The sequence below is a fragment of the Citrobacter sp. Ce104 genome, assembly GCF_030334595.1.
In the GTDB taxonomy this organism is placed as follows: Bacteria; Pseudomonadota; Gammaproteobacteria; order Enterobacterales; family Enterobacteriaceae; genus Citrobacter; species Citrobacter europaeus.
Window position 1 is genome coordinate 65,350 of record NZ_JAOWDP010000016.1, and the last position, 21,598, is coordinate 86,947.

The 21,598-nt window shown below is 52.8% G+C and carries 19 protein-coding genes; 14 read left to right on the top strand and 5 right to left on the bottom strand.

Annotated elements, in window-relative coordinates; all coding sequences use genetic code 11:
* The first annotated feature begins 1 nt into the window (after window position 1).
* The 5 genes from dnaB (at window position 2) to OGW16_RS01185 (ending at window position 5,402) form a co-directional block, all read left to right on the top strand.
* Window positions 2–1,417 carry a replicative DNA helicase gene (gene dnaB / locus OGW16_RS01165; RefSeq protein WP_003826610.1) on the top strand — a complete coding sequence of 472 codons (1,416 nt, stop codon included), beginning with the start codon at window positions 2–4 and terminating at the stop codon, window positions 1,415–1,417.
* A gap of 145 nt (window positions 1,418–1,562) precedes the next feature.
* Window positions 1,563–2,642 carry an alanine racemase gene (gene alr, locus OGW16_RS01170; RefSeq protein ID WP_047407206.1) on the top strand — a complete coding sequence of 360 codons (1,080 nt, stop codon included), beginning with the start codon at window positions 1,563–1,565 and terminating at the stop codon, window positions 2,640–2,642.
* A gap of 128 nt (window positions 2,643–2,770) precedes the next feature.
* A complete protein-coding gene (tyrB, locus tag OGW16_RS01175) occupies window positions 2,771–3,964 on the top strand; it encodes an aromatic amino acid transaminase (RefSeq protein ID WP_043018081.1) in 1,194 nt (397 codons plus the stop codon).
* A gap of 247 nt (window positions 3,965–4,211) precedes the next feature.
* On the top strand, window positions 4,212–4,925 hold the full coding sequence (gene aphA / locus OGW16_RS01180) for an acid phosphatase AphA (RefSeq protein ID WP_043018082.1): 714 nt from the start codon (window positions 4,212–4,214) through the stop codon (window positions 4,923–4,925).
* Between the two features lie 120 nt (window positions 4,926–5,045).
* Window positions 5,046–5,402 (top strand): MmcQ/YjbR family DNA-binding protein, encoded by a 357-nt coding sequence (locus OGW16_RS01185; RefSeq protein ID WP_006688292.1) that lies wholly within the window; start codon window positions 5,046–5,048, stop codon window positions 5,400–5,402.
* Between the two features lie 85 nt (window positions 5,403–5,487).
* Here the strand turns inward: OGW16_RS01185 and uvrA are convergent, their stop codons facing one another.
* Window positions 5,488–8,310, bottom strand: coding sequence for an excinuclease ABC subunit UvrA (uvrA, locus tag OGW16_RS01190; protein ID WP_016155358.1), 2,823 nt, complete (start codon window positions 8,308–8,310; stop codon window positions 5,488–5,490).
* A gap of 251 nt (window positions 8,311–8,561) precedes the next feature.
* On the opposite strand from uvrA, the gene ssb1 reads away from it, so the two are divergent.
* Window positions 8,562–9,086, top strand: a complete 525-nt coding sequence (ssb1, locus tag OGW16_RS01195; RefSeq protein WP_003826621.1) for a single-stranded DNA-binding protein SSB1 — start codon at window positions 8,562–8,564, stop codon at window positions 9,084–9,086.
* Between the two features lie 66 nt (window positions 9,087–9,152).
* On the opposite strand, the gene OGW16_RS01200 is transcribed toward ssb1, so the two are convergent.
* Window positions 9,153–9,434 carry a YjcB family protein gene (locus OGW16_RS01200; RefSeq protein WP_016155360.1) on the bottom strand — a complete coding sequence of 94 codons (282 nt, stop codon included), beginning with the start codon at window positions 9,432–9,434 and terminating at the stop codon, window positions 9,153–9,155.
* Window positions 9,435–9,985: 551 nt separating this feature from the next.
* Here OGW16_RS01200 and pdeC point away from each other — a divergent pair.
* Window positions 9,986–11,572: a cyclic di-3',5'-guanosine monophosphate phosphodiesterase PdeC gene (gene pdeC, locus OGW16_RS01205; RefSeq protein ID WP_043018084.1), complete on the top strand. Its 1,587-nt coding sequence runs from the start codon at window positions 9,986–9,988 to the stop codon at window positions 11,570–11,572.
* Window positions 11,573–11,574: 2 nt separating this feature from the next.
* Here the strand turns inward: pdeC and soxS are convergent, their stop codons facing one another.
* Window positions 11,575–11,898, bottom strand: coding sequence for a superoxide response transcriptional regulator SoxS (gene soxS / locus OGW16_RS01210; protein WP_016155362.1), 324 nt, complete (start codon window positions 11,896–11,898; stop codon window positions 11,575–11,577).
* Between the two features lie 86 nt (window positions 11,899–11,984).
* On the opposite strand from soxS, the gene soxR reads away from it, so the two are divergent.
* The 4 genes from soxR to OGW16_RS01230 all read left to right on the top strand — a co-directional run bounded on the left by soxR (window position 11,985) and on the right by OGW16_RS01230 (window position 16,909).
* Window positions 11,985–12,443 (top strand): redox-sensitive transcriptional activator SoxR, encoded by a 459-nt coding sequence (gene soxR / locus OGW16_RS01215; protein WP_043018085.1) that lies wholly within the window; start codon window positions 11,985–11,987, stop codon window positions 12,441–12,443.
* 599 nt (window positions 12,444–13,042) lie between these two features.
* On the top strand, window positions 13,043–14,392 hold the full coding sequence (gene ghxP / locus OGW16_RS01220) for a guanine/hypoxanthine transporter GhxP (protein WP_043018086.1): 1,350 nt from the start codon (window positions 13,043–13,045) through the stop codon (window positions 14,390–14,392).
* 156 nt (window positions 14,393–14,548) lie between these two features.
* Window positions 14,549–16,195, top strand: a complete 1,647-nt coding sequence (locus OGW16_RS01225) for a Na+/H+ antiporter (protein ID WP_043018087.1) — start codon at window positions 14,549–14,551, stop codon at window positions 16,193–16,195.
* A gap of 222 nt (window positions 16,196–16,417) precedes the next feature.
* Window positions 16,418–16,909, top strand: coding sequence for an REP-associated tyrosine transposase (locus OGW16_RS01230; RefSeq protein ID WP_043018088.1), 492 nt, complete (start codon window positions 16,418–16,420; stop codon window positions 16,907–16,909).
* Between the two features lie 76 nt (window positions 16,910–16,985).
* On the opposite strand, the gene OGW16_RS01235 is transcribed toward OGW16_RS01230, so the two are convergent.
* Window positions 16,986–17,876 (bottom strand): LysR family transcriptional regulator, encoded by an 891-nt coding sequence (locus tag OGW16_RS01235; protein ID WP_043018089.1) that lies wholly within the window; start codon window positions 17,874–17,876, stop codon window positions 16,986–16,988.
* Between the two features lie 101 nt (window positions 17,877–17,977).
* On the opposite strand from OGW16_RS01235, the gene OGW16_RS01240 reads away from it, so the two are divergent.
* Both OGW16_RS01240 and OGW16_RS01245 read left to right on the top strand, forming a co-directional pair.
* Entirely contained in the window at window positions 17,978–18,388 is a 411-nt protein-coding gene (locus OGW16_RS01240; protein ID WP_043018090.1) for a CidA/LrgA family protein, read from the top strand.
* Window positions 18,381–19,070, top strand: a complete 690-nt coding sequence (locus OGW16_RS01245) for an LrgB family protein (protein ID WP_286517596.1) — start codon at window positions 18,381–18,383, stop codon at window positions 19,068–19,070. The genes OGW16_RS01240 and OGW16_RS01245 overlap by 8 nt, the downstream gene beginning before the upstream one ends.
* A 14-nt stretch (window positions 19,071–19,084) precedes the next feature.
* Here OGW16_RS01245 and OGW16_RS01250 read toward each other — a convergent pair whose 3' ends face one another.
* Window positions 19,085–20,374: a Gfo/Idh/MocA family protein gene (locus tag OGW16_RS01250; RefSeq protein ID WP_286517598.1), complete on the bottom strand. Its 1,290-nt coding sequence runs from the start codon at window positions 20,372–20,374 to the stop codon at window positions 19,085–19,087.
* A gap of 242 nt (window positions 20,375–20,616) precedes the next feature.
* On the opposite strand from OGW16_RS01250, the gene OGW16_RS01255 reads away from it, so the two are divergent.
* Window positions 20,617–21,564 carry a DUF4431 domain-containing protein gene (locus OGW16_RS01255; protein ID WP_286517599.1) on the top strand — a complete coding sequence of 316 codons (948 nt, stop codon included), beginning with the start codon at window positions 20,617–20,619 and terminating at the stop codon, window positions 21,562–21,564.
* The last annotated feature ends 34 nt before the right edge of the window (window positions 21,565–21,598 follow it).

Here is a 21,598-nt window from a genome sequence, read left to right on the forward strand (position 1 = left end):
TATGGCAGGAAATAAACCCTTCAACAAACAACAGACTGATGCTCGTGAGCGCGATCCCCAGGTCGCGGGGCTGAAAGTACCGCCGCACTCGATTGAAGCGGAACAGTCGGTGTTGGGCGGTTTAATGCTGGATAACGAACGCTGGGACGATGTCGCCGAGCGTGTGGTGGCGGAGGATTTTTATACCCGACCGCACCGGCATATCTTCACGGAAATGCATCGCCTGCAGGAGATGGGAAAACCCATCGATCTGATCACGCTCGCTGAATCGCTGGAGGTTCAGGGGCAACTGGACAGCGTCGGCGGTTTTGCTTATCTGGCTGAGTTATCTAAAAATACGCCAAGTGCGGCGAATATTAGCGCTTATGCTGATATTGTCCGAGAACGTGCAGTTGTTCGTGACATGATTTCGGTCGCGAATGAAATCGCGGAAGCTGGGTTTGATCCACAAGGCCGTTCCAGTGAAGATCTGCTGGACCTTGCGGAATCCCGCGTCTTTAAAATTGCAGAAAGCCGCGCCAACAAAGACGAAGGGCCGAAAAATATCACCGATGTGCTCGACGCAACCGTCGCGCGTATCGAGCAGTTATTCCAGCAGCCGCACGACGGCGTCACCGGGGTAAACACCGGTTATGACGACCTTAATAAAAAGACGGCTGGTTTGCAGCCGTCAGACTTAATTATTGTCGCCGCGCGTCCGTCGATGGGTAAAACGACATTTGCAATGAACCTCGTCGAAAATGCGGCGATGTTGCAGGATAAGCCGGTTCTTATCTTCAGTCTTGAAATGCCCTCAGAACAGATCATGATGCGTTCCCTGGCCTCGCTCTCACGCGTAGACCAAACCAAAATTCGTACTGGTCAACTGGATGATGAGGACTGGGCGCGAATTTCCGGAACAATGGGTATTTTGCTGGAGAAACGAAACATCTATATTGATGACTCCTCCGGCCTGACGCCAACGGAAGTGCGCTCGCGTGCTCGTCGTATCGCCCGTGAACACGGCGGCATCGGACTTATCATGATCGACTACCTGCAGCTGATGCGTGTGCCGTCGCTCTCCGACAACCGTACGCTGGAAATTGCAGAAATCTCCCGCTCGCTGAAAGCGTTAGCGAAAGAACTGCATGTGCCGGTGGTGGCGCTGTCGCAGCTTAACCGCTCTCTGGAACAGCGCGCCGACAAGCGCCCGGTTAACTCGGATCTGCGTGAGTCCGGCTCCATCGAGCAGGATGCCGACTTAATCATGTTTATTTATCGTGATGAGGTTTATCACGAAAACAGCGACCTGAAAGGGATCGCGGAAATCATTATTGGTAAGCAACGTAACGGCCCGATCGGTACGGTGCGCCTGACGTTTAACGGTCAGTGGTCGCGCTTCGATAACTATGCGGGCCCACAATACGACGACGAATAAATCTCCGTCATCCTTCATGCTGCAGATGCGTTGACTACGCCCGTTCATCCCGGTCACTTAGTTTACTGAGCTTCCGGGGATTCTCAGGCTTGTCGCCCTCCAGCAACACGAATGATTTAGAAGATTCTTTTATAAAGGAATACAAATGCAAGCGGCAACTGTAGTCATTAACCGCCGCGCTCTGCGACACAACCTGCAACGTCTGCGTGAACTGGCTCCCGCCAGCAAACTGGTTGCGGTCGTGAAAGCGAACGCCTACGGCCATGGTCTGTTAGAGACCGCGCGAACGCTCCCCGATGCGGACGCTTTTGGTGTCGCTCGTCTTGAAGAAGCCCTGCGCTTGCGAGCGGGAGGGATCACGCAGCCCATCCTGCTGCTGGAGGGATTTTTTGATGCCTCCGATCTGCCGACTATTTCCGCGCAGCGTCTGCATACTGCTGTACATAACCAGGAGCAGCTTGACGCTCTGGAAGCCGCTGAACTGGCTGAACCTGTCACCGTCTGGATGAAGCTCGACACGGGAATGCACCGCCTGGGCGTGCGTCCTGAGCAGGCCGAGGCGTTTTATCAGCGCTTAACGCAATGTGAAAATGTGCGTCAGCCGGTCAATATCGTCAGCCACTTTGCACGTGCGGACGAGCCTGAATGTGGCGCGACCGAAAAACAGCTCGATATCTTCAATAGTTTTTGCGCAGGCAAACCGGGGCAGCGTTCGATTGCCGCGTCGGGGGGGATTTTGCTGTGGCCGCAGTCTCACTTCGACTGGGCGCGTCCGGGGCTGATTTTGTATGGCGTATCGCCGTTGGAAAACCACTCTATCGGCGCCGATTTTGGCTGCCAGCCGGTGATGTCGCTGACCTCCAGCCTGATTGCGGTGCGTGAGCACAAAGCGGGCGAACCGGTTGGATACGGTGGAACCTGGCTGAGCGAGCGCGACACGCGTCTGGGCGTGGTGGCGATGGGCTATGGCGATGGTTATCCGCGCGCAGCGCCGTCCGGGACGCCAGTCCTGGTTAATGGCCGTGAAGTACCGATCGTCGGTCGCGTCGCGATGGATATGATCTGCGTCGATTTAGGCCCCGAGGCGCAGGACAAAGCGGGTGATTCGGTGATTCTGTGGGGCGAGGGCCTGCCCGTTGAACGCATTGCTGAAATGACGAAAGTAAGTGCTTACGAACTTATTACGCGCCTGACCTCAAGGGTGGCGATGAAGTATATCGATTAACAGCATGAAGTGCCGGACAGGCGGTGACGCCGCCTTCCGGCAATATTCCTCTCAACATCCTCTCGATCTTCTCCCGCTTCCGGTTTATTGTGTTCTTAACCCCTGCCTGTAAACCTGGAGAACCACACGTGTTTCAAAAAGTTGACGCCTACGCCGGCGACCCGATTTTATCGCTCATGGAGCGTTTCAAAGAAGATTCACGTAGCGACAAAGTGAACCTCAGTATCGGCCTGTATTACAACGAAGACGGCATTATTCCTCAGCTTAAAGCGGTGGCGGAAGCCGAAGCCCGACTTAATGCCAAACCGCATGGCGCTTCGCTGTATCTGCCGATGGAAGGTCTGAACACGTATCGCCATACTATTGCGCCGCTGCTGTTTGGCGCAGATCATCCGGTTCTCCAGCAGCAGCGCGTCGCAACGATTCAGACGCTGGGTGGCTCCGGCGCGCTAAAAGTTGGCGCAGACTTCCTGAAACGCTATTTCCCTGATTCTGGCGTGTGGGTCAGCGACCCGACCTGGGAAAACCACATCGCGATTTTTGAAGGCGCAGGGTTCGAAGTAGGTACTTACCCCTGGTATGACGACACGACCAACGGCGTGCGTTTCAACGACCTGCTGACCACGCTGAATACCTTACCGGCGCGCAGCATCGTACTGCTGCATCCGTGCTGCCATAACCCGACGGGGGCGGATTTAACTCCCGCGCAGTGGGATGGCGTCATTGAGATCCTGAAAGCACGCGATCTGATCCCATTCCTGGATATTGCTTACCAGGGTTTCGGCGGTGGAATGGAAGACGATGCCTATGCGATCCGCGCCATTGCCAGTGCCGGATTGCCTGCCCTGGTCAGCAATTCATTCTCGAAGATTTTCTCTTTGTACGGCGAGCGTGTCGGCGGACTGTCAGTAGTATGTGAAGACGCTGATGTCGCCAGCCGCGTTTTAGGGCAGCTAAAAGCGACGGTGCGCCGTAACTACTCCAGCCCGCCAAACTTTGGTGCGCAGGTGGTTGCCGCGGTATTGGGGGATGACGCGCTGAAAGCTAACTGGCTGGCGGAAGTCGAAGAGATGCGTACCCGCATTCTGGCGATGCGCCAGGAGCTGGTTAAGGTATTAAATGCGGAGATCCCTGGTCGCAACTTTGATTACCTGCTGCAACAACGCGGAATGTTCAGCTATACCGGGCTTAGCGCCGCTCAGGTCGATCGCCTGCGCGATGAGTTCGGTGTGTACCTGATAGCCAGCGGTCGTATGTGCGTGGCCGGGCTGAATCACGGTAACGTGCAGCGCGTGGCGAAGGCATTTGCCGCCGTCATGTAATTGGCTTTGTGTGTTGCCGGATGGCGGCGTGAACGCCTTATCCGGCCTACAAATGGATATGGATTTTCGTTTGTAGGCCGATAAGTGTAGTGCCATCAGGCGCACTTTCCTGTGTGATCGTGCTCCTTTTCCAGGACAAAACCAGAGAAAATCCTTCCTTTCCCTTCCCCTAAGGGGTAAGGTCAGATAGTTTTTTGACCAGTTGTTAATAAAAAAATGATAACTAACTGACTACTTAGGGAAAAATATGCGCAAGTTTACGTTGGCACTGAGTGCCGTTTGTTTATTGTTCACGCTAAATCAGCCAGCCCAGGCGTTAGTTTCCTCTCCCTCTCAGCTTAATCCTGGCACCAACGTTGCAAAACTCGCTGAGCAGGCACCCATTCACTGGGTCTCCGTGGCACAAATTGAAAACAGTCTGACCGGACGCCCGCCGATGGCCGTCGGGTTTGATATTGATGACACCGTCCTCTTTTCCAGCCCTGGCTTCTGGCGCGGTAAAAAAACGTATTCCCCGGATAGTGAGGATTACCTGAAGAATCCGGCTTTCTGGGAAAAAATGAACAATGGCTGGGACGAATTCAGCATTCCAAAAGAGGTCGCTCGTCAGCTGATTGATATGCACGTGCGTCGCGGCGACAGCATTTTTTTCGTAACCGGGCGTAGCCAGACGAAAACGGAAACCGTGTCGAAAACGCTGTCCGATAACTTTCACATCCCGGCTGGTAATATGAATCCAGTCATTTTCGCCGGTGATAAGCCGGGTCAGAACACCAAAACGCAGTGGCTACAGGATAAAAATGTCCGCATGTTCTACGGTGACTCTGATAATGACATCACCGCTGCTCGCGACGTAGGTATTCGCGGTATTCGTATTTTGCGCGCCTCTAATTCCACGTATAAACCGCTGCCGCAGGCCGGTGCGTTTGGTGAAGAGGTGATCGTCAACTCGGAGTACTGAGACCATCGGTTGCTGGTTTTTTAAACAAATTTACGTTCACGGCTTTTACCTTTTGCGGACTTGCTGCACACTGAATAAAAGATGTTCTCATTAGGCAATATGCTGGTAAGGGGAATAAAGATGACGAATTCGGAGTTGCTGCAATACTGCATGGCAAAAACGGGCGCAGAGCAGAGCGTTCACAGTGACTGGAAGGCCACCCAGATCAAAGTCGAAGATGTGCTCTTTGCCATGGTAAAAGAGGTGGAAGAACGCCCTGCGGTGTCTCTGAAAACCAGCCCTGAGCTGGCAGAGTTGTTACGTCAGCAGCATAGCGATGTACGACCAAGCCGACATCTCAATAAAGCGCACTGGAGTACGGTGTATCTGGATGGCTCGCTGCCGGATTCGCAAATCTACTATCTGGTAGACGCCTCCTATCAGCAGGCCGTCAACACGCTGCCGGAAGATAAACGCCGGATACTGGCGCAGCCCTGATCCGTTTCGCCGGATGCGGCGCAAGCGCCTTATCCGGCCTACAAGCAATTATGCATATTCTGTAGGCCAGACAAGTGTTGCGCAATTACAACAACGGTTTGAGGAAGCGTGCCGTGTGTGAGGCTTCACATTCCGCGACCGTTTCTGGCGTACCGGAGACGAGAATTTCGCCGCCGCCGCTGCCGCCTTCCGGACCAAGATCGACAATCCAGTCTGCGGTCTTAATCACGTCCAGATTGTGCTCAATCACCACGATGGTGTTGCCCTGATCCCGGAGCTGGTGCAGCACGTCCAGCAGTTGCTGAATATCCGCAAAATGCAGACCGGTGGTCGGTTCGTCGAGAATATACAGCGTTTGCCCGGTACCGCGTTTGGAGAGCTCGCGCGCCAGCTTCACGCGCTGCGCCTCACCGCCTGAGAGCGTGGTAGCGGACTGACCCAGTCGAATGTACGTCAGGCCAACGTCCATCAGCGTTTGCAGCTTACGCGCCAGCGCCGGAACGGCATCGAAGAACTCACGCGCTTCTTCAATCGTCATATCCAGCACTTCGTGGATGGTCTTGCCCTTGTACTTAATCTCCAGCGTTTCGCGGTTATAGCGCTTGCCTTTGCACTGATCGCACGGCACATAGATATCCGGCAGAAAGTGCATTTCGACTTTGATCACCCCGTCGCCCTGACAGGCTTCACAGCGTCCGCCGCGAACGTTAAAGCTGAAACGACCCGGCGTATAACCGCGCGCACGCGACTCCGGGACACCGGCAAACAGTTCGCGCACTGGCGTAAACACACCGGTGTAGGTTGCCGGGTTAGAGCGCGGCGTACGGCCAATCGGGCTTTGGTCAATGTCGATCACTTTGTCGAAATGTTCCAGACCCTGAACGTCGCGATATGGCGCAGGTTCAGCCAGCGTAGCGCCGTTCAGCGCTGTCTGCGCAATCGGGAACAGCGTGTCGTTAATCAGCGTCGATTTACCCGAACCGGAAACCCCGGTAATGCAGGTAAATAAACCAACCGGCAGCGTCAGGGTGACATCTTTCAGGTTGTTGCCGCGCGCGCCGGTGAGCTTCAGCACTTTTTCCGGATCGGCTGCCACGCGCTGTTTCGGCACTTCAATTTTGCGCTTACCGCTCATGTACTGGCCGGTCAGCGACTCAGGCACCGCCATGATATCTTTCAGCGTACCTTCGGCAACCACCTGGCCGCCGTGAACGCCAGCACCGGGGCCGATATCGATAACGTGGTCAGCGGCGCGAATCGCGTCTTCATCGTGCTCGACCACAATAACGGTATTACCCAGATTACGCAGATGGATAAGCGTACCCAGCAGACGTTCGTTATCGCGCTGATGCAGACCAATAGACGGCTCATCCAGTACGTACATTACGCCGACCAGACCTGCGCCGATCTGGCTTGCCAGACGAATTCGCTGGGCTTCGCCGCCGGAGAGCGTTTCCGCTGAACGCGACAGCGTCAGGTAGTTGAGGCCGACGTTGACCAGGAATTTCAGACGATCGCCAATCTCTTTAAGAATTTTTTCTGCAATTTTCGCCCGCTGACCCGCAAGCTTCAGATTGTTGAAGAAATCCATCGCATGACCGATGCTCATGTCGGAAATCGCGGGCAGCGGCGTATTTTCAACAAATACGTGGCGGGCTTCCCGGCGTAAACGCGTCCCTTCACAGCTGGCGCATGGTCGGTTGCTGATGAATTTGGCGAGTTCTTCACGTACCGCGCTGGACTCCGTCTCTTTATAACGACGCTCCATGTTGTGCAATACGCCTTCAAACGGATGGCGACGTACGGATGTATCGCCGCGATCGTTCATATATTTAAATTCGATATTTTCTTTACCGGAACCGTACAGCACCACTTTATGCACGGCAGGGTTGAGGCTGGCCCATGGGGCTTCGACGTCGAACTTATAGTGTTCCGCCAGTGACTTAAGCATCTGGAAGTAATAGAAGTTACGACGATCCCAGCCGCGGATAGCACCGCCGGCCAGCGACAGTTCCGGATTTTGGATCACCCGGTCAGGATCGAAATACTGCTGCACGCCGAGACCGTCACAGGTCGGGCATGCGCCAGCCGGGTTATTAAACGAGAACAGACGAGGTTCCAGTTCGCGCATGCTGTAGCCGCAGATCGGGCAGGCGAAGTTGGCGGAGAACAGCAGTTCTTCCGCTTTTGGATCGTCCATATCGGCGACCACCGCCGTACCTCCGGACAGTTCCAGCGCGGTTTCAAAGGATTCCGCCAGGCGCTGGGTGAGATCGTCGCGTACTTTAAAGCGGTCAATCACCACTTCAATCGTGTGTTTCTTTTGCAACTCAAGCTTGGGCGGATCGGAAAGGTCGCACACTTCACCATCGATACGGGCGCGGATATAGCCCTGGCCTGCCAGGTTTTCCAGCGTTTTGGTGTGCTCCCCTTTACGCTCTTTAATTACCGGCGCCAGTAGCATCAGACGCTTGCCTTCCGGCTGCGACAGGACGTTGTCCACCATCTGGCTAACGGTTTGCGCCGCCAGGGGGACGTCGTGATCCGGGCAGCGCGGCTCGCCAACGCGGGCAAACAGCAGGCGCAGATAGTCGTGAATTTCGGTAATGGTACCTACCGTGGATCGCGGGTTGTGGGACGTCGATTTTTGTTCAATTGAGATGGCGGGAGACAGCCCCTCAATGTGGTCGACATCCGGCTTTTCCATCAGCGACAGAAACTGACGCGCGTACGCGGAAAGGGATTCAACGTAACGACGCTGCCCTTCGGCATACAAGGTGTCGAAAGCGAGCGAAGATTTGCCTGAGCCCGAAAGCCCGGTGACGACAATCAGCTTGTCGCGCGGGATGACGAGGTTGATGTTTTTGAGATTATGGGTGCGGGCGCCCCGAACTTCGATCTTATCCATTCATCTTTCCCGGATTAAACGCTTTTTTGCCTGGCTGCATGGTGCTACCGGCGATCACAAACGGTTAATTATGACACAACCTGACCTGAATGGATATACAGTATTGGAATGCAAAACGCAGATGCCTGTGCAACAATGTCCGTCCGGGGTTGTTTACTGGAATCGATCTCGCAACGTAGTAAAAGCGCTATTGGAAATGCTACAATCCCGCGCTTACACTTATTCAGTAACGTTTTTCAGGAGACACGATCATGGCCAGCAGAGGCGTAAACAAGGTGATTCTCGTCGGTAATCTGGGCCAGGACCCGGAAGTACGCTATATGCCGAATGGTGGCGCAGTCGCCAACATTACGCTGGCTACTTCCGAATCCTGGCGTGATAAAGCGACCGGCGAAATGAAAGAGCAGACTGAATGGCACCGTGTTGTGCTGTTTGGCAAACTGGCTGAAGTGGCCAGCGAATATCTGCGTAAAGGTTCCCAGGTCTATATCGAAGGTCAGCTGCGTACCCGCAAATGGACCGACCAATCCGGCGTAGAAAAGTACACCACTGAAGTTGTGGTGAACGTTGGCGGCACCATGCAAATGCTGGGCGGTCGTCAGGGTGGTGGTGCTCCGGCAGGTGGCGGCCAGCAGCAGGGTGGTTGGGGTCAGCCTCAGCAGCCTCAGGGCGGCAATCAGTTCAGCGGCGGCGCGCAGTCTCGTCCGCAGCAGTCAGCTCCGGCGGCGCCTTCTAACGAGCCACCGATGGATTTCGACGACGATATTCCGTTCTAATCCCTCTGCATTTCGCTGACAATTATGGCTACCTCAGGATTGGGGTAGCCATATGCAATTCCGTTATTAGTTCAACACCATCGGCCAGTCTGGCGGTGTATGGCTCATCACTTCAACCATCACGGTTTCAATGTTCTTCCAGATTGCGGACATATCCACCAGGGTTATGCCGAGTAATCCGGTTGCAAACCAGCAGGCAAAAACCAGCCCTAAACCGCTGCTAATGACGGCCAGGCCAATATAATCTGATTTACGAAAACGGATATTGAGCGTACTGGCTAAAAACATCAGCACCGCGCTGAGTAATTGCCACCGCAGTAGAACCACACCAGTTGTTATCGTTGCCATGAAAAACGTCCTCAGAAAGTCTGGATGCCCAGGACAGCGCGGGGGTGTTCACCGAGGGTGTAGTACTCTGGCTATCGACGGGCAATAACATGAATGAAACATTGTTTCTGTTACATAATTTTTGTGAACTATATCACATATGCTCGTTTGTTCACCAGTACTGGACGTGATTTTTGCAAGATGAAAACCATTCTTACTGTGTGGTTATATTCAACCAGGTAATGATACTAAATAACTAATCTTAAAGTTGCATTTACATTACCTGTTTAATTTATCCTAAATTAATCGTTAAAAAAATTTAATGAATTTCTTAAATCTTACCAGGATAATGCTCATAAAAAATTACTCCTTGGGGATAATAACGTTATGAAATAAGCATAACTTTAAGTTTGCCTTACGGAAAAATAATATCATCATCAACTATTATCAGACTTTTACATAGAGAAGTCTGTTGCTAATACTGATAGATTCATGCAACTTAATCAGTCGGTGTTTATAGCATCTTGCCTTAATGGGTTCTGGCATATACGAAACAGGGAAATTGGGCTGACATGAATCACAGTGCGCGTCGCAAGATGCTGAAGTTCCTGGGAACATTCATGGTGGTATTGCTCCCCGTGGTACTGGCGTTATGGTTTGCTCAAATCAGGGCAATGTCCGAAACCCGTAATCAACTTCGTTCTTTTGCTCAACTGGTGTTAAATAAAACTGAACTGGTGATCCAACAAGCCGATTTAGCGCGTGATATGGCCCAGTTGTATCAGGGTAAGATGTGTACCCCGGCACATCAGAAAAATATGCTAAATATTATTCGTGGCCGTTTATATATCAGCGAGCTAATTTATGCGCAGGGCGATCATTTTTTGTGCTCTACGTCGATGGTGCCGCCTGTCACCTATATTATGCCGACCGCCGACTATAAACGTACGCCGGACGTCTCCATCTATTACTATCGCGATACCCCCTTTTTCGCTGGCTACCGAATGACGTATATGCAACGCGGAAACTACGTTGTCGTCATCAACCCATTATCATACAGCGAAGTCATGTCAGAGGATCCGGATCTGTCCTGGGGCGTGTACGACACGGTAACGGATACCTTTTTCTCTACCAGCGAAGGGGCGCATATTGCGCAATTACTGCCGTTGGTGCGCGGTGAAGCCTCTACCTTCCAACTGGACGATCGCTTCTATACCATCGTGCATTCAGAAAAACGTCCGATTGCGATTATTGCCTCGACCTCAGATAAACGCATAAATTCGATTTTCTATCACGAGGCTGCAGTAACGATTCCTTTCGGGGTCATCTGCAGCATCCTGATGCTGTTAATATGGTGGCGCACGCGCCAGGAATACTTATCTCCTCGCCGCTTGTTAAAACGCGCAATCAAAAAACGTCAACTGCGTCTGCACTACCAGCCGATCATTGATATCAAAAACGGTCAGTGCGTTGGGGCTGAGGCTCTGCTGCGCTGGCCTGGCGGTAATGGTGAAGTGATGAGCCCGACCGAGTTTATTCCGCTGGCTGAACAAGAGGGAATGATTGAGCGGATCACGGATTATGTAGTTGAAGAGGTGTTCAACGATTTAGGATACTTTCTTGCCGCGCATCCTCAACTTTATATCTCGATAAATCTCTCGGCTTCTGACTTTCATTCATCCCGACTCATTGCCCTGATTACCGACAAAAACCGTGAGTACTCTGTGGCGCCCCGGCAAATTAAAGTCGAGGTAACGGAGCGCGGATTTATTGATATAGATAAAATGACCCCGGTAATCCAGGCGTTTCGCCAGGCCGGTTATGAAGTGGCGTTTGATGATTTTGGCACGGGATATTCCAATCTACATAATTTATCCGCGTTGAATATCGATATCCTGAAGATCGACAAATCGTTTATTAGCACACTGTCCACTAACAGCACCAGTCACCTGATTGCCGAACATATCATCGAAATGGCGCAAAGCTTACATCTGAAGATGATTGCGGAAGGGGTAGAGACGAGTGAGCAAATCGAGTGGCTGCGCGAACACGGCGTACAGTATTGTCAGGGCTGGTATTTCGCGAAAGCACTGCCGTCGCAGGCGTTCATGCAGTGGATACAACGGTCGCCCGCTATACTGACGCAGAGCGGGCAATAATCTTACAGGCGATGGCGGTAATCGCTGGGGGTACGATCAAACTCGCGGCGAAACACGCGCGAGAAGGTTTGTTGCGATACATAACCAAGATCCATCGCGATATCGAAAATAGGTCGCTCAGTCGTTCGCAGTTCAACAGCGGCCAGTAAAAGTCGACGCTGACGGATGTAGTCACCCAACGTCTGGCGCATCACCGTGCGGAACATTCTCTGTAAATACCACTTCGAGTAACCTGATTTTTTCGCCACCGCCTCAATGTTCAGCGGCTGATCGATATGGTCGTCAATCCATTCAATAAGGGTCTGAATAATCTGCTGATGGGACATAGGGCTGCCTCTTTCTCAGTATTCGATTCGTCGTTTTGTCTGCGGGCGAGTATAATTCCTCAAGTTAACTTGAGGTAAAGCGATTTATGGAAAAGAAATTACCCCGGATAAAAGCGCTCCTCACGCCAGGTGAAGTCGCCAGGCGTAGCGGCGTGGCGGTATCAACCCTGCATTTCTATGAAAGCAAAGGGTTAATCAGCAGTATGCGCAACAGCGGCAATCAGCGCCGATATAAACGTGATGTGTTGCGTTATGTGGCGATTATCAAGATTGCTCAACGCATCGGGATCCCTCTGGCCACGATCGGTGACGCGCTCGGCGTATTACCTGAAGGACATTCACTCAGTGCTAAAGAGTGGAAGCAACTCTCTTCGCAATGGCGTGAAGAGTTGGACCGACGTATTCATACTTTGGTGGCGCTACGCGATGAGCTGGATGGGTGTATTGGTTGCGGTTGTTTGTCACGCAGTGATTGCCCGTTGCGTAACCCAGGCGATCAGCTTGGCGAGCAGGGGACCGGGGCGCGCCTGCTGGAAGATGATTGATTGGTTCAAAAATGTGCCGGGTATAAAACTAAAGCGCCACAGAGGGCGCTTTAGTTTGGTTCCGGTCTTTGTCTTTCACTCTATCCCGCTGGTTCACGGGAGGGTTTCCCCCGACATCAACACCCCTCGGTCGAGCACATTAGGGGAGGTTCCGGCCTGTGTTGATAATGTAAGTGTAAGCCACCTCTCTCCATTTGCCAGTGAAATGCTGTTTTTTTAGCCAAAAAATTTTCCGCATCTTCACCGATTTTCTTGCGCAAGTTTGCGCGAAAAAGGAACTCCGATGTTGTAATAACTCCGCGAAATTTGTTGCCAGATTGCGCATTGACGATAACGTTTGCGCATCGACTGATTATTTATTGCGCGTTATAAGAAGAAATGAGTAAAAAGCGGCAAAGTTCAGTTGAAAACCAGCGTATGATCGCTGGATAATCGTTTGCTTTTTTTTACCACCCGTTTTTTATGCGCGGAGCTAAACGTTTGCTTTTTTGCGACACCCCTATTGACGCAAACCTGGCACATGGAGAAAACGTTTAGCAGGCAGTGGATTGTCCAGCACGCATAATGACGAAAAAATAAACTCTCAGGGGATGTTTTCTATGTCTACGCCTTCAGCGCGTACCGGCGGTTCACTCGACGCCTGGTTTAAAATTTCGCTTCGCGGCAGTACCGTTCGTCAGGAAGTCGTTGCCGGATTAACGACGTTCCTGGCCATGGTTTACTCCGTTATCGTGGTTCCGGGGATGCTGGGTAAAGCCGGATTCCCGCCTGCCGCCGTATTTGTGGCGACCTGTCTGGTCGCGGGCGTCGGTTCTATTGTGATGGGCCTGTGGGCAAACCTGCCGCTGGCAATTGGCTGCGCCATTTCTCTGACGGCGTTTACCGCATTCAGCCTGGTTCTGGGGCAGCATATCAGCGTGCCCGTTGCGCTGGGCGCAGTGTTCCTGATGGGTGTCCTGTTTACCATTATTTCCGCGACCGGTATTCGTAGCTGGATCCTGCGCAATCTGCCGCAAGGTGTTGCGCACGGTACGGGGATTGGTATCGGCCTGTTCCTGCTGCTGATTGCGGCAAACGGTGTTGGTCTGGTGATTAAGAACCCGCTGGACGGCCTGCCGGTTGCGCTGGGCGACTTCGATACCTTCCCGGTGATTATGTCGCTGATTGGTCTGGCGGTGATTATTGGTCTCGAAAAATTGAAAGTGCCGGGCGGCATTCTGCTGACCATTATCGGTATTTCCATCGTCGGCCTGATTTTTGACCCAGCCGTGCATTTCTCCGGTATTTTTGCCATGCCGTCGCTGAGCGACGAGAACGGCAACTCGCTGATTGGCAGCCTGGATATTATGGGCGCACTGAACCCGATCGTACTGCCGAGCGTGCTGGCGCTGGTCATGACCGCTGTCTTCGATGCGACCGGAACCATCCGCGCGGTGGCTGGACAGGCGAACCTGCTGGATAAAGACGGACAGATTATTGATGGCGGCAAAGCGCTGACCACCGACTCACTGAGCAGCGTGTTCTCTGGTCTGGTGGGCGCTGCACCGGCTGCGGTTTATATTGAATCCGCAGCGGGTACGGCGGCAGGCGGTAAAACCGGCCTGACGGCGATCACCGTTGGCGTACTGTTCCTGCTGATCCTGTTCCTTTCTCCGCTCTCTTATCTTGTACCTGTGTACGCAACGGCGCCTGCGCTGATGTATGTGGGTCTGTTGATGCTGAGCAACGTCGCGAAAATCGACTTTGCTGACTTTGTTGACGCTATGGCTGGACTGGTAACAGCCGTATTTATCGTGCTGACCTGTAACATCGTTACCGGCATTATGATTGGCTTTGCTACCCTGGTGATTGGCCGTATCGTCTCTGGCGAATGGCGCAAACTGAACATCGGCACTGTGGTCATCGCCATCGCGCTGGTGGCCTTCTACGCAGGTGGTTGGGCTATCTGATCCTCATCCGTTGAAGATCCTTAAAACGGGTGGCTTTGGCCGCCCGTTTTTAATTTCAGAACACACTCGTTGTCTTTTGCGTTACTCTCAAGTAGATAGAATTAAGGCACGACGCCTTTATCACCAATCATAAGAAACATCGCAAACAGGGAACGCATGGAAATCTTTTTCACCATACTCATCATGACCCTTGTGGTCTCGCTGTCGGGGGTATTTACTCGCGTATTGCCCTTCCAACTCCCTTTACCCCTTATGCAGATCGCCATCGGCGCCTTGCTGGCGTGGCCGACGTTTGGTTTGCATGTGGAATTCGATCCTGAGCTGTTTTTGGTTCTGTTCATCCCGCCGTTGCTCTTTGCTGATGGCTGGAAGACGCCAACGCGTGAGTTTCTCGAGCACGGGCGAGAGATCTTCGGCCTTGCGCTGGCGCTGGTTCTGGTTACGGTGGTCGGGATTGGCTTTATGATTTACTGGCTGGTGCCGGGGATCCCTCTCATCCCGGCCTTTGCGCTGGCCGCCGTTCTGTCGCCAACCGATGCCGTGGCGCTCTCCGGCATTGTGGGGGAGGGACGCATACCGAAGAAAATCATGGGCATCCTGCAGGGCGAAGCGTTGATGAACGATGCGTCCGGCCTGGTCTCGCTGAAATTTGCCGTAGCCGTGGCGATGGGCACGATGGTATTTACCGTCGGCGGCGCGACGGTTGAGTTCTTCAAAGTGGCGATTGGCGGCATCCTGGCCGGTTTTGTCGTCAGTTGGCTGTACGGGCGCTCCCTGCGTTTTCTTAGCCGCTGGGGCGGTGATGAGCCCGCAACGCAAATCGTTCTGCTGTTTCTGCTGCCGTTTGCGTCTTATCTGATTGCGGAACACATTGGTGTTTCAGGCATCCTCGCGGCGGTCGCTGCCGGGATGACGATTACCCGTTCTGGAGTAATGCGCCGTGCGCCGCTGGCGATGCGTTTGCGCGCTAACAGCACCTGGGCGATGCTGGAATTTGTGTTTAACGGCATGGTGTTCTTGCTGTTAGGACTGCAGTTGCCGGGAATTCTGGAGTCATCTTTGGCGGCGGCAGAAGTCGACCCGAACGTTGAAATCTGGATGCTGTTTACCGATATCGTGCTGATTTACGTGGCGCTGATGCTGGTACGTTTTGGCTGGCTGTGGACCATGAAGAAGTTCAGCCTGCGCTTCCTGAAGAAAAAACCGATGGAGTTTGGATCCTGGACGACGCGTGAAATCCTGATAGCCTCCTTTGCGGGGGTGCGTGGGGCTATTACCCTTGCCGGTGTGCTCTCCATTCCGCTGCTGCTACCGGATGGTAGCGGCTTCCCGGCGCGCTATGAGCTGATCTTCCTGGCTGCGGGCGTGATTCTGTTCTCGCTGTTTGTTGGCGTGGTGATGCTGCCGATTCTGCTACAGCATCTGGAAGTGGCAGACCACTCGCAGCAGCAGAAAGAGGAACGTATTGCCCGCGCAGCTACGGCGGAAGTGGCGATTGTCGCCATCCAGAAAATGGAGGAGCGTCTGGCTGCGGACAGCGAAGAGAACATCGACAACCAGTTGCTCACCGAGGTGAGTTCACGCGTCATCGGTAACCTGCGTCGACGTGCCGACGGACGCAATGACGTGGAAAGCTCGATGCAGGAAGAAAATCTCGAACGGCGTTTCCGCCTGGCAGCGCTGCGCTCAGAGCGCGCGGAACTTTATCATCTGCGCGCCACGCGGGAAATCAGCAATGAAACGCTGCAAAAACTGCTGCACGATCTGGATTTGCTGGAAGCGCTGTTGATCGAGAACCAGTAAACGAGCGTGCCTGATGCGCTACGCTTATCAGGCCTACAAAACCGGCAACAGCGATGTAGGCCGGATAAGGCGCTAGCCGCTTCCGGCGAAGGGTGTGCCAAATGGCGCGCAACTGGCTGCAAGAAATTATTCATCGTGTAATTTGCGAGCGGCTTTCCTGAACGAATCCATCCCTCTTGTCGATTCCCTCTTTTCTCCATACGGTTGAGGAAAGGGGGAAACATGTCCAACTATCGACGAAATTACATTAATGGGGGAACCTGGTTTTTTACGGTAAATCTGCAGGACCGTCGAAGCCATCTTCTGACTGCCAACATTCACGCGCTTCGGTGTGCAATCGCTGCGGTCAAAAAGGTTAGGCCTTTTCGCATTAATGCGTGGGTCGTTTTACCCGAGCATATGCATTGCATATGGACGTTACCTGACAATGATGCGGATTATTCCTCTCGCTGGCGGGAAATTAAGAAGCATTTCACCCACTCATTGTCTTCCCGACATATCTGGCAATCTCGCTTTTGGGAGCACACCATCCGTGATGAACATGATTATCGCCAGCATGTTGATTATATTTACATTAACCCGGTGAAGCACGGCTGGGTAAAACAGGTACAGGACTGGCCTTTTTCAACATTTCATCGTGATGTGATGCATGGTTTGTACCCGCAAGATTGGGCAGGTGAAATCATGGATTTTAATGCGGGTGAACGTGCCTGATGCGCTACGCTTATCAGGCCTACAACACCGGCATACCGATGTAGGCCGGATAAGGCGTTAAGCCGCATCCGGCATTTTACACCTCTTGGGTTAGCCAAAACCCTTCACAGCATTTGAGCCACGCCTTGGCGCTGTGCGACAGATATACACCGTCGCGCCAAATCATACCCAACTGCCAGCGTAAATCGCTCTCCAGGGGGATCCAGCGCAGCGTCTGCTTATCCAGGCGCTGGCAAATCGGCTCCGGTAAAATAGCAATCCCGACACCGGCTTGCACCATCGCCGCCAGAAAATCCCACTGCCCGCTGCGAACCGCGATGCGGGGCTTGACGTTGTGTTGGCTAAACAGCTTAAGCAATTGGCGGCTCAATGCGAAATCTTCGTTATAGATAAGCAGCGGATGCTCCGCTAATGCCTCGGGGGAAATAGATTCGCACGTTGTCCACTGACCGGAGCGGGGGACCAGCACGCAGAGCGGATGACTAAAAAGCGGTAAGGTCGCCAGACCGCTCTCTTCCTCAACTGGCAACGCAGTCATCGCGACATCCAGATCGCCGTTTATCACCGCCTGCTGAACGGTTAAGCCGCCAAATTCAGATATCTTCAGCTCAACGCCGGGATAGCGCTGGCGAAACAGGCCGATCGGCCCGGCCATCAACATACCCACCATGGGCGGGATACCGAGGCGCAGCACGCCCTTGTTGAGATGATTAATGTCGCTAAGTTCGGCTTCGAGCTGGCGAAACTCGGCAAGGATCGCCAGGCCACGTTCGAAAACGACCTGCCCGGTGTCGGTTAACAGCAGCCGCCGACCGTCGCGGATTAACAGCGTGCAGTTAAGCTCGTCTTCAAGGTTCTTCAACATCTTGCTGATGGTGGGTTGGGTGACAAAAAGCTTCTCCGCTGCGCGGGTAAAGCTCTGCTGACGAACCACCTCAACAAAATAGCGCAGCGTTCTGATATCCATGATTATTCCTTAAGACTATGCCTGCAATGAGTTTAATTCATTTCAGTCCTGGATGGTGGGTCTCTATACTGGCGCTCTCTATTTTTTAAGGACATACCCTCATGGCTGTGGCGATAAGCCGCGTGACGCCTGCCGTTATTCATCGACTTCAGATACCCGTTCAGGTTCTGTTGTACGCAGGTCTATTTGTATTTGCTCAATATCTTGTCTCCTGGCTGCATTTGCCGCTTCCTGCCAACCTGGTGGGGATGGTGCTGATGTTGGCGTTGATTGTCTGTCGGGTTATCCCGCTGAACTGGATCCGCGCTGGGGCTCGCTGGTTACTGGCTGAAATGCTGCTATTTTTTGTACCGGCGGTGGTGGCCGTCGTCAACTACACGCAGCTGTTGTTGGTCGATGGCTGGCGCATATTTTCCGTCATTGCGCTAAGTACGGTGATGGTGCTTGGCGCAACGGCGTGGGTGGTGGATAAAGTGTATCGCTATGAAATGAGCAGGCTAAACCGTGAGTAATTTCCAGCTAAGCGTGCTGTGTCTGGTGATTACGCTGGGCATCTATTTTGCCAACAAGCGCCTGTATCGCCGTTTTCGTAAATTACCGCTGATGCCATTGGTGCTCACTCCGGCGCTGCTGGTGCTGATGCTGGTCTTTGGGCACATCTCCTGGCAAAACTATATTGGTGAATCGCACTGGCTGCTGTGGCTGCTGGGACCTGCAACCATCGCCTTTGCCGTGCCGGTTTATGACAACCTTGCGGTGATTAAGCGCCATTGGATGTCGCTGACGGCGGGCGTAGTGACGGCTACGCTGGTGGCTGTCACCAGTTCCGTTTGGTTGGCGCGTCTGTTTACGCTGCCTGATGAAATCCAGCGCAGTCTGGCGGTGCGCTCCGTCACTACGCCGTTTGCGCTGGCGGCGGCAGAGCCGTTGGGCGGGCAGCCGGACCTGGTGGCATTGTTCGTGGTGGTGACCGGTGTATTCGGTATGGCGGTCGGCGATGTGCTGTTTTTACGACTTTCCATTCGTGAAGGGATGGCGAAAGGCGCAGGATTTGGCGCCGCATCGCATGGTGCAGGCACGGCACGCTCATATGAGCTCGGCCAGCAGGAGGGCGTGGTTGCCAGCCTGGTGATGATGCTTTCTGGCGTGGTGATGGTGCTGGTAGCGCCGCTGGTCGCAAGGCTGATGTTCTGACCAGCGGCGGTGTGCTATTTCAAGCGTGAAATCAGCGAGAATTCTTTAAAATTCACCGGCCGCTGTTGCTGCATGGAAATATTCCCGGCGATACCGGTCAAAATCGACATGGCGCCGGCACGATGGTCGGCGGCACGCTGCAACGGATCGTGCCGCGGCTCGCCAAACAGATCCGCCAGCATGGCGTTATCACCGCCACCGTGACCGCCTTCGCCGAGGGTAAAATCAGCCTGCCACGGCGCGGCAAACATCGGGAAAACAGTGATGTCACAGGCTTCAAGGCTGCCTTCGTTGTCCCGCTCCCCTCCGGCGTTGACGTAGGATTTCTCAACGATTTTCATCTCCAGGCGGCCTTCGCTACCGTTAAACACCACGTTCAAGCCTTCCCATGGCAGCCAGGTGTTCAGTGAATAGGTAAGCTGCACCTGATTCTGATATTTCACCAGCACCGACATGGTGTCTTCAATGGTGATACCGTCGCTGAACACGCTCTGGTCGCGGAAATAGTTATCTTCGTGTTCGGCATCCAGATAGAGCGCTTTAAGCTGAGGATTCTCGGCCATATGCAGCGCAAACGGATCGTCTTTGGCCTGCGCATAGCCGTGAGTGCGCGGGTAAAATTGCGTCACGCCCCGGCGTTCGGCGTTCTCTTTTCCGTAGAAACGCAGGCTACCTTCGGCATACACCCGCTCCGGATAACTGCCCAGCCAGAAGTTCATCAGATCAAAATGGTGAGTGGATTTATGTACTAATAAGCCGCCGCTATTCCGTTTTTCGCGATGCCAGCGGCGGAAATAATCGGCACCGTGCTCGGTATTGAGCAACCATTCAAAGTGAACCGAATAAACTTCGCCAATCGTACCGTTCATTAGCAGTTCGCGAACTTTGCTGTGGTGCGGCGCATAGCGATAGTTAAAGGCGACGCGTACCTGACGTCCGGTCTCTTCAATGGCGTCCAGAATCCGCAGGGCGCGTTGCTCATCGATGGTCATCGGTTTTTCGGTGATTACATCGCAGCCCGCGCGTAGCGCACGCACGATGTAGTCGTCGTGAGTCCGGTCCATGGTGGTTACAATGATGATATCCGGGCGAGTTTCTCGGATCATCTCTTCAAACTGCTGCGCTTTCCAGGTGGAGACAGGGGCTGCGCCTTCGTTCTTCAGAAGCTGGTTTGCGTAATTCATACGCGTTTGATTGGTGTCGCAAAAGGCAACCAAACGAGCATTTTCCTTCCATTGCCTGCCAATCGCGCTGATGTAAAGTCCCGCGCGCCCGCCGGTTCCTACCAGGGCATATTTCTTCATAACATCCTCATTCTTCAAAAATGAATTGCAGTATCGATGCAATAAAAACAATGTTTCAATTTGATTTTTGTACAATAGCGCTAATGCGGAAGATGGATACAACGTAGAGGGAAAAATGTGATCCCGACCAAAATGATCGGCGGAGGGGGCGAGATTCTTATTTTCTTAGAGGCTATGTTTAAATTTATGTTCACGCCTTAGAATAGTGATAAATGTTACTCGCCATTGTAAGGACGCGCAGCGTGAAATATTTGTGGTTATCTGCTCTCTTGTTCAGTCATGCCGTTTTGGCCTGGTGTCCTGATGAAGACCAACGGGTGACATTGCAGGGAACATTAATACAACAGACGTTACCCGGTTCGCCAAATTACGAAAGCATTAAAGATGGCGATGAGGCGGTAACTTATGATTATCTTAAATTGGATCAACCGTTTGAGTGCGATGTTACTGGTGAGCGTGAAAGTGTTCCGCTAGTACAGCTTATTTTGATGGGCAAAAATAAGCCTGGTTACGCCGATCTTGCTCCTTCTCTGGGAAAAGATGTCATCCTGACCGGAAAAACGATGTATGCCCAGACGGGTCGTCACTTTACTTCTGTGCTGCTTATTCTTGATAGCGCCAAAAACGTTACTCCCATCACCACGCCAGAACAAAAGAAAAGCGTGCTAATTCAGTTTCAACAGTTCCAACAGGCGTTGCGGGAGAAAAATGTTGTCGCGTTGAAAACATATTTTGTCTTTCCTTTGCAGGGGACGCTATTTGACTTTATTGCTTATGACGAAAATCGTCAGGAAGAAGTACTTACCGAGGCTGTATTTGACCAAAATTCGCAGCAGATTATGGCGCATCTGCAGATGCTGACCAATATCGGCGTTGATGCTGAATCACTGATGATAAACGAGTACAGAATTAACACACTTTCGGAACGTGAGCAGCAACGTCGCTATTTTCCAGCGGATGAAGACGGCATGTTTTATTATGAAGAAAACGGTAAACGTCATACCGTTACAGGAACATGCGATACCATCGCTCAAGGGGAACTTACAGACGGTATTCTTTTTACTTCGCAGGGGACAAGTGCAAATGAGCAACTCCCCGGTCTTTCAGAAAATTGTGACGGCGCGACGTCATATATGTTCAAGCTGGTTGATGGCAAACTGCGACTGACGGGGAGTTTTACTGCAGACTAATGACGTATTACAGATGGAATGGAATAAAAATATA

Coding starts and splice junctions, on each gene's coding strand:
- dnaB (WP_003826610.1), top strand. CDS start 2: ATGGCAGGAAATAAACCCTTCAACAAACAACAGACTGATGCTCGTGAG.
- alr (WP_047407206.1), top strand. CDS start 1,563: ATGCAAGCGGCAACTGTAGTCATTAACCGCCGCGCTCTGCGACACAAC.
- aphA (WP_043018082.1), top strand. CDS start 4,212: ATGCGCAAGTTTACGTTGGCACTGAGTGCCGTTTGTTTATTGTTCACG.
- OGW16_RS01185 (WP_006688292.1), top strand. CDS start 5,046: ATGACGAATTCGGAGTTGCTGCAATACTGCATGGCAAAAACGGGCGCA.
- uvrA (WP_016155358.1), bottom strand. CDS start 8,310: ATGGATAAGATCGAAGTTCGGGGCGCCCGCACCCATAATCTCAAAAAC.
- ssb1 (WP_003826621.1), top strand. CDS start 8,562: ATGGCCAGCAGAGGCGTAAACAAGGTGATTCTCGTCGGTAATCTGGGC.
- OGW16_RS01200 (WP_016155360.1), bottom strand. CDS start 9,434: ATGGCAACGATAACAACTGGTGTGGTTCTACTGCGGTGGCAATTACTC.
- pdeC (WP_043018084.1), top strand. CDS start 9,986: ATGAATCACAGTGCGCGTCGCAAGATGCTGAAGTTCCTGGGAACATTC.
- soxS (WP_016155362.1), bottom strand. CDS start 11,898: ATGTCCCATCAGCAGATTATTCAGACCCTTATTGAATGGATTGACGAC.
- soxR (WP_043018085.1), top strand. CDS start 11,985: ATGGAAAAGAAATTACCCCGGATAAAAGCGCTCCTCACGCCAGGTGAA.
- ghxP (WP_043018086.1), top strand. CDS start 13,043: ATGTCTACGCCTTCAGCGCGTACCGGCGGTTCACTCGACGCCTGGTTT.
- OGW16_RS01225 (WP_043018087.1), top strand. CDS start 14,549: ATGGAAATCTTTTTCACCATACTCATCATGACCCTTGTGGTCTCGCTG.
- OGW16_RS01230 (WP_043018088.1), top strand. CDS start 16,418: ATGTCCAACTATCGACGAAATTACATTAATGGGGGAACCTGGTTTTTT.
- OGW16_RS01235 (WP_043018089.1), bottom strand. CDS start 17,876: ATGGATATCAGAACGCTGCGCTATTTTGTTGAGGTGGTTCGTCAGCAG.
- OGW16_RS01240 (WP_043018090.1), top strand. CDS start 17,978: ATGGCTGTGGCGATAAGCCGCGTGACGCCTGCCGTTATTCATCGACTT.
- OGW16_RS01250 (WP_286517598.1), bottom strand. CDS start 20,374: ATGAAGAAATATGCCCTGGTAGGAACCGGCGGGCGCGCGGGACTTTAC.